The sequence below is a fragment of the Streptomyces sp. 8K308 genome (assembly GCF_004348315.1).
Classification (GTDB): domain Bacteria; phylum Actinomycetota; class Actinomycetes; order Streptomycetales; family Streptomycetaceae; genus Streptomyces.
In genome coordinates, this window is record NZ_SMKC01000363.1 from 1 (window position 1) to 6,929 (window position 6,929).

Here is a 6,929-nt window from a genome sequence, read left to right on the forward strand (position 1 = left end):
CACACATCCCGTACCCGCCCTCCCGGCTCGGCCCGGCCTCGAAGGCGGTGGCCTCGGCCAGGTACCCGGCGTCGCCCGACTCGAGCGCGGCCAACTGCGCGCCGGTGCGCTCCGCGGTGGCCAGCGCGCCGGCCCGCCACAGCTCGCGCCAGGCCGGCACCTTGGCGGCGACCAGGCGGGCGGCGGCGCGCTGGAACTCCAGGTAGGGCCCGTTGTCGCCGGCCGCGAGCGCCTCGCGCAGCGGCAGATAGCCCGCCACCGCCAGGTCGCGCCGCCGGCGGGCGGCCTCGGCGACCTCGGGTCCCGTGCCGGCCGGCAGGGTCGCGGCCGCCGCGTACCGCTCGGGGTCGGCCAGCACCTCGGCCGGGAAGGTGAAGACGGCGTCCCCGGCCTCCGGCAGCCCGCTGTTCTGCATCAGCACGGTGATCCGCAGCCCGCCGCCCTGCACCATCCGGTGGACGGTGCCGGGCGTGAACCAGGCCACCGCGCCCGCCCGCAGCGGGATGTCGCGGTAGCCGTCCGGGCTGAGCGTCTGCACCGCGCCCTCGCCGCCGGTGACCACGTACGCCTCCGTGCACACCAGGTGCAGGTGGGGGCTGCCGCCGCAGACGCCGTCGGCCGCCTCCCACTCGTAGGCGCTGAGGTGCGAGAGCCCCACCGCGCCGGGCAGCGGGTGGGGCAGGCTCACCATGACAGGCCCGCCAGGTGGGCGGCGATGCGGTCGGCGTCCCAGGTGCCGTCCGCGACGACCGTCCGGTAGCGGTAGGCGAACGAGGCGCCTGGCGCGAGCTCGAACTCCTCGAAGAACGCCCAGGAGAACGCCACCGTCGGGATGGGCGTGGAGCGGACGAACCAGTGCGACTCGTGGATGGCGCCCGCCGGGTCCAGGTTCTCGGGGGCGTGCGCGAAGACCAGGGTGGTCGAGGCGTCCACGTCGTCGTGGGTGGCCGAGAAGCCGAGCCACGGCGCCTGGGCGGCCGGGGTGCCCATGGTGTCCTGGTCGGTGGCCGGGCCCTTCGGGGTGATGACCTGGCCGCCGGTGAAGTCGCGCGGACCGCGCCACTGGAGCCCGGTGTAGCCGGCCATCTCGCGTCCCGCCGTGGTCGGGGAGCCGAAGTGCAGCGGCTCGCCCCGGACGTTGGTCAGGTCGATCGACCAGTCGATGGCGTAGGCGCCGGCCGCCGGGTCGACCGAGTGCACGGTGATGCCGCGCTCCTCGCTCGCCCACTCCTCGCCGCCGTGGTTCACCCAGGTGAGCTTCTCGGTGAGGGTGAACCGGTCCTCGGTGGCCTCCAGCGCGGCGAAGGAGTCGTGCCGCATCGAGCCGACCCGCTCCTCGACGCGCTGGTAGCCGACCTCGGGGTTGAGGTAGCTGTTGCCGCCCCAGAAGTTCTGCTCCGACAGGTGGCTGGCCGTCATCTGCAGGCCCTTGTGCCAGCGGTGGTCGTTGGGCCGGTAGCCGGAGGCGAGGTTGCCGGACAGGGTGCGCAGCGGGTGGACGTAGGGCTTGCGGGACTCGAAGGCGTCCGGGTCGGGCCGGTAGACGTAGGCGAGCAGTTCCACGTCGCCGTGCCCGACGACGATCCGCTCGCCGAGGGTGTGGGTGACCTGAATCGTCATCGTGCGGGGCTCCAGTCCGGGTGGTTGCCGTGCATGGACGTGTAGAAGGGGTCGTCGGGGGTGATCTCGCCGGCGTGGACGGGCTGGCCGGTGAAGGCCGACTTGTAGAGCGCGGCGGCGAACTCGACGGTGGCGCGGGCGTCGGGGCCGCTGCCGCCCGGCCGCTCGCCGCGCCCGTGAGCGTCGAGGAGGGCGCCGAGCTGGGTGGCGTGCGAGCTGGGGACGTCGGCGGCCGGGGTGCGCCAGCGCGTGACGCGCGCCTCGTCGTCGAGGCCGGGGCGCGGGGTGTAGACCCAGTCCTCGTTGCGGTGGCCGTAGAGGTGGGTGAGCTCGACGGTGGCCTCGGCGCAGTCGATCCTGATCCGGCTGACCTCGTCAGGGGAGAGCACGCTGTTGACGACGGTCGCGAGCGCGCCGTTCGCGAACCTGACCAGGGCGGTGGAGACGTCCTCGCTCTCCACGTCGTGCACGAGGCGGCCGGCCATGGCGCGGATCTCGGTCCACTCGCCGAGCAGGTGCAGCAGCAGGTCGTACTGGTGGATGCCGTGGCCCATGGTCGGGCCGCCGCCCTCGCTGGCCCACCGACCGCGCCAGGGCACGGCGTAGTAGGCGGTGTCCCGGTACCAGGTGGTTTGGCAGTGCGCCACCAGCGGCCGGCCGAGCTCGCCGCTGTCGATCAGCTCGCGGGCGTGCACGGCGCCCGAGCCGTAGCGGTGCTGGAAGACCGCGGCGGCGTACCTGCCGGTGGCCTCCTCGGCGGCGGCGATCGCGTCGTACTCGGCCAGCGAGAGGGTCAGCGGCTTCTCGCACAGCACCCAGGCGCCGGCCTTCAGCGCGGCCACGGTCTGCTCGTGGTGCAGCGTGGGCGGGGTGCCTATCAGCACCAGGTCGGGGCGCTCGGCCGCCAGCATCGCGTCCAGGTCCTGGTGGCCGGTGACGTCCTTGGCGCCCGCCTCGGCCGCCGCGGCGCGGAAGGCGTCGAGCCGGCCCGCGTCGACGTCCACCGCGGCTACCAGCTCGACCCGGTCGGCGTGGGCGGTCAGGGCTGGGAGATGGGCGCCGGTGACGATGCCGCCCGTGCCCACGACGGCGGCACGGAGGCGGGAGGACGGCGGTGAGGACATGCGGGGCTCCTGAACGGCTCCGGTCGGTAAGCGCTTGCTCCGCGGGACTCTAGGCCCATGTGATCGATAACACAAGCCTTTTCGCCTCCGCCTGTCTGGTCCTCGACGGCCTCGTGGCGGCGGGCCCGTCTCGCGGGTGTGCGGCATCAGTGTGCCCGGGGCGGGCCGTACTCAGTAGGGGGCGTGGCGGCGGGTCGACCGACCCGGGCCGGGGAGAGAGAAGGAGGTAGGCCGTGTGGGACTCGAACCCACAACCAACGGATTAAAAGTCCGCTGCTCTGCCAATTGAGCTAACGGCCCGTGAGAAGCAGCATAAGCCCCCTGACGGTGGCGGGGCCCAGAAGGGACGCCGGCCCGTCGCCCGTTCGGGACCCCTCCCGGCCCCGGCGCGAACAATCGGACATGTCCGCGGTTGTTCGTCAGGGGGAGGCGTTCGATGGATCCGGCACCCGACGTTCCGGAGGCCCCGGAGATTCCCGAGGCGGCCGACGTTCCACAACGGCCTGCGGCCCGCGACCCGTTCGCCGTCGCGCTCGCCAACGCCTCGCTGCTCGGCGCGGGTTACCTGATGCTGCGGCGGTGGCGGCTGGCCCTGGGCAACGCGGCGGTCACGGCGATCCTCGTCACCATGCTTGCCTCGGGCGCCGAGGCCGGTTGGCTTCGCGCCACGGTGGTCCCGTGGTGGCTGTTCGGCACCGCGCACGGCTGGTACCTGGCGCGGAGGGTGCGCGGCGAGCGCCGGGGCGGCGTGCGGCGGCAGCGACTCGTCGCCGCCGGAACAGCGCTCCCGGTGTTGGCGGCCCTCGTCGCCCTGCGGGTCGACGCGTCCGGGATCGAGCGGGACTCAGCCGAGGCCCACCGCGCGGGCGACTGCGCGCGGGCCCTTTCGACCCTGGACGGTCTGTGGGCCGGCCACCGGGTGGCCGACCCCCGTCTGGCGGCCCGAGCCGAGGACGCCGTCGAGGCGTGCGAACTGCTGCTGCGTGCCGACCGGTTGGCCGGGGGCGACCGGCTGCTGGCCGAACAGACGTTGGAGGGGTATGAGGCCCACCCCGGGGCGCGGTGGGAGGGAGCGGGCGACCGGCGGGCCGAACTCGTCCTCGCGGAGGCCGCGGACGAGCTGGACACGGCGCTCACCGGCGACACCGAGGCCCTGGCGACCGGCTTCGACCATCTCGCCACGGTCCTTGGGGAGTTCCCCGGCCAGGAGGACGCGGTCGGCGCGGTCATGGACGGGTTCCTCGACGGCCTGCCGGCCGAGGACGCCTGCGAGACGCGGCAGATCACCGACTGGCTCGGCGACCGGCCGGGCGGCGGCGACGTGCTGGACCGCGCCGCCGAGGTCGTGCCGCGCATCGCGCCAGCGGCGATCGTCGGCTGTGGCGACGACGCGATGGCGGACTACGACTGGAGTCGGGCGCGCGAGCGCTACCGACAGCTGCTCGACCAGTATCCGGACCACGAGCTGGCCGCCGAGGCCGAGGCCGGGGTCGAGCGGGCCGAGACGGCGATCGAGCTCGACCGGCTGCGCGAGCTCGTCAGCGTGGCCTCCCCGGACGAGCAGCCCGCCTACTGCGACGGCCCCGAGCCGTACCGGGGCGCCGACCCCTACCGGGGCGGTGGGCCGCACCGCGCGCTGCTCTTCGGGAACGGCGGGCACGCGGACGACCTCCCGTCCTCCTGGCTGGCCGACAACGCCGACGAGGCGGTGCTGGTGATCTGTGTCGGCGATCGCGAGCAAGGCCGCTCGGTCGAGACCTGCGCGTACGAAAGCGGCGGCCTCAGCCCCTTCGGGTACCAGGACGTGACGTTCCACGAGCAGCGGTTCCCGGTGCGCGTCTACGAGGTGCGCACCGGCCGGCGCGTGGACGTGTCCAACGTCTCGATCGGTGGCGCCAGCTGCCCCGAAGTCCTGGAGTACGAGTACTACGGCTACGTCGACCCCGGTCCGCCCTCCGACGAGTACGTGGACTCGTCGGAGGCGGACGTGCGCGCCGCCTACGAACCGCTGATCAACCCCTGACGGGGCCGGTCAGCCGTCCCGTCAGCTGTCCCGCTTCCAGCGGGGGCGGTCGTCGCGGCGCTCGTAGGAGGGGCGGTCGTCGCGGCGAAAGCCGTCACGGCGGCCGTAGGAGCCCCGCTCGCCGCGGTCCCGGTCGCGGTCCCGGTCGTCGCGGCGGAAGCCGCCGCCGCGCCGGTCGTCCCGGTGGAAACCGCCGGGCCTGCGGTCGTCGCGGTGGAAGCCGCCGCGGTCGCCCCGCTCGTCCCTGCGGCCGTACGGACGCCGGTCGCCACGGTCCCGGTCGCGGTCCCGGTCGTCGCGGCGGAAGCCGCCGCCGCGCCGGTCGTCGCGCTCGCGCCGCTCGGCCCGCTCCGCCTCGGCACGCGCCGCCCGCTCCGCGCGGCGGGCCTCACGCTCGGCCTCGCGCTCCGCCTCGGCCAGGGCCTCGGCCCGCGCCTCGGCCGCCGCCGCGATGGCCTCGGCCGGGTCGTCGCCGCGCTCGCGCGCGGCGCGCGCGGTGAGCCGCTCGGCCTCGTCGCGGAGCTCGGTCGCCCGCTCCCTGGCCCGGTCGAGTTCGCGGCCGAGCCTGGCCACCTCGCGCTCGGCGTGCGTGACGGCGCCCATCGCCGCATCGGCCTGCACCTCGGTCAGCGAGCGGGCGCCGATGATCTCGGCCACGTCCTCGTCGAAGAGGTCGCCCCGCCCGATGATGTGGCGCGAGGCGTCCACGCCCGCGTCCTCCATCAGCCGGAAGATGGTGCGCCGCTGGTGCGGCAGGGCCAGCGAGACGACGGTGCCTGAGCGGCCGGCGCGCGCGGTGCGTCCTGAGCGGTGCAGGTAGTCCTTGTGGTCGGCGGCCGGGTCGACGTTGAGCACCAGGTCGATGCCGTCGACGTGGATGCCGCGGGCCGCGACGTCCGTGGCGACCAGCACGCTGTTGCGGCCGTCCTTGAAGTCGGCCAGCGTGCGGGTGCGGGCGCCCTGCGTCATGCCGCCGTGCAGCGCGTCGGCCCGCACGCCCGCCTCGCGCAGCTGCCCGGCCACCCGGTCGGCGCCGAGCTGGGTGCGGACGAAGACGATGGTGCGGCCCTCGCGCGCCGCGATGGCGGCCGTCAGCGGGGCCTTGTCGCGCGGCTTCACGATCAGCACGTGGTGCGACATGGTCGTTACCGCGCCCTGCGCCGCGTCCACCTCGTGGCTGACCGGCTCCACCAGGTACCGCTTGACCAGGGTGTCGATCTCGTGTTCCAGGGTGGCGGAGAACAGCATCCGCTGCCCGCCGGGCGGCACCTGGTCGAGCAGCTCGGTGACCTCGGGCAGGAAGCCCAGGTCGGCCATCTGGTCGGCCTCGTCGAGCACCGCGATCTCGACATCGTCGAGCGAGCAGGCGCCGCGGGCGATCACGTCGCGGAGCCGTCCTGGCGTGGCGACCAGGATGTCGACGCCGCGCTCGAGCGCGTAGATCTGGTTGGCCATCGAGGTGCCGCCGCAGACGACCTTGAGCCGCAGGCCGAGCACGTCGCCGTAGGGCTCGAGCGCGTCGGAGACCTGCATGGCCAGCTCGCGGGTCGGGGTGAGGATCACGGCGCGCGGGTGCTTGGCGCGGGTGCGGCCCTCGGCGAGCCTGGCCAGCGTGGGCAGCCCGAAGCTGAGGGTCTTGCCGGAGCCGGTGCGGCCCCGGCCGAGGATGTCCCGGCCGATCAGCGCGTCAGGAATGGTGGCGGCCTGGATGGGGAAGGGGGTGGTGACGCCGTTCTCCGCGAGTTTGCGGACGATCGCCTGCGGCAGGCCGAGGTCGGCGAAGGTGGTCGTGGGCTCGTCGTCCAGCGGTAGCAGGGCTTCGGGCGTGGTCACGGACATGCGAGGTGAGAACCTTCCGGAGTTCGGGTGGTCGGCACGCGCCTTAGCTCCGTAGGTGCTCTGGACCGCCTGGATGCGGTCAGCCACGGCTAGACGAGGAACGCGCCACACGGCGCGCTGCTTGGGGCGCCGGGCAAGTGGGATCAAACGATCTACAAGCATACGCACGCCACGGCCCGCCGCGCAAACGGATCAGCCGCCGCCCCCGACGCCGGGCGTGGGCGGCTCGGGCGTCGGCTGCGGCGTCGACGGCTCGGGCGTGGGCTCGGGCTCCGGCTCGGGCTGTGGCTCCTCGGTGGTGGGCTCGGGCTCCGGCTCGGCGG

The 6,929-nt window shown here is 74.4% G+C and carries 5 protein-coding genes and 1 tRNA gene; 1 reads left to right on the forward strand and 5 read right to left on the reverse strand.

What is annotated here, in order from left to right; translation table 11 throughout:
• The 4 genes from E1265_RS31165 to E1265_RS31180 form a co-directional block, all read right to left on the reverse strand.
• Positions 1-691, reverse strand: a 691-nt coding sequence (locus E1265_RS31165) for a cupin (protein WP_132934329.1), incomplete at its 3' end; no start/stop codon positions are given.
• A complete protein-coding gene (locus E1265_RS31170) occupies positions 685-1,620 on the reverse strand; it encodes a PmoA family protein (protein ID WP_132934330.1) in 936 nt (311 codons plus the stop codon). The genes E1265_RS31170 and E1265_RS31165, both read right to left, overlap by 7 nt.
• Positions 1,617-2,744 carry a Gfo/Idh/MocA family oxidoreductase gene (locus E1265_RS31175; protein ID WP_132934331.1) on the reverse strand — a complete coding sequence of 376 codons (1,128 nt, stop codon included), beginning with the start codon at positions 2,742-2,744 and terminating at the stop codon, positions 1,617-1,619. Before E1265_RS31175 ends, E1265_RS31170 begins: the two co-directional genes overlap by 4 nt.
• Before the next feature lie 227 nt (positions 2,745-2,971).
• Positions 2,972-3,044, reverse strand: a tRNA-Lys gene (locus E1265_RS31180).
• 136 nt (positions 3,045-3,180) lie between these two features.
• Here E1265_RS31180 and E1265_RS31185 point away from each other — a divergent pair.
• On the forward strand, positions 3,181-4,767 hold the full coding sequence (locus tag E1265_RS31185) for a hypothetical protein (protein ID WP_132934332.1): 1,587 nt from the start codon (positions 3,181-3,183) through the stop codon (positions 4,765-4,767).
• Between the two features lie 21 nt (positions 4,768-4,788).
• Here E1265_RS31185 and E1265_RS31190 read toward each other — a convergent pair whose 3' ends face one another.
• Positions 4,789-6,606 (reverse strand): DEAD/DEAH box helicase, encoded by a 1,818-nt coding sequence (locus E1265_RS31190; RefSeq protein WP_132934333.1) that lies wholly within the window; start codon positions 6,604-6,606, stop codon positions 4,789-4,791.
• Positions 6,607-6,929 lie beyond the last annotated feature (323 nt).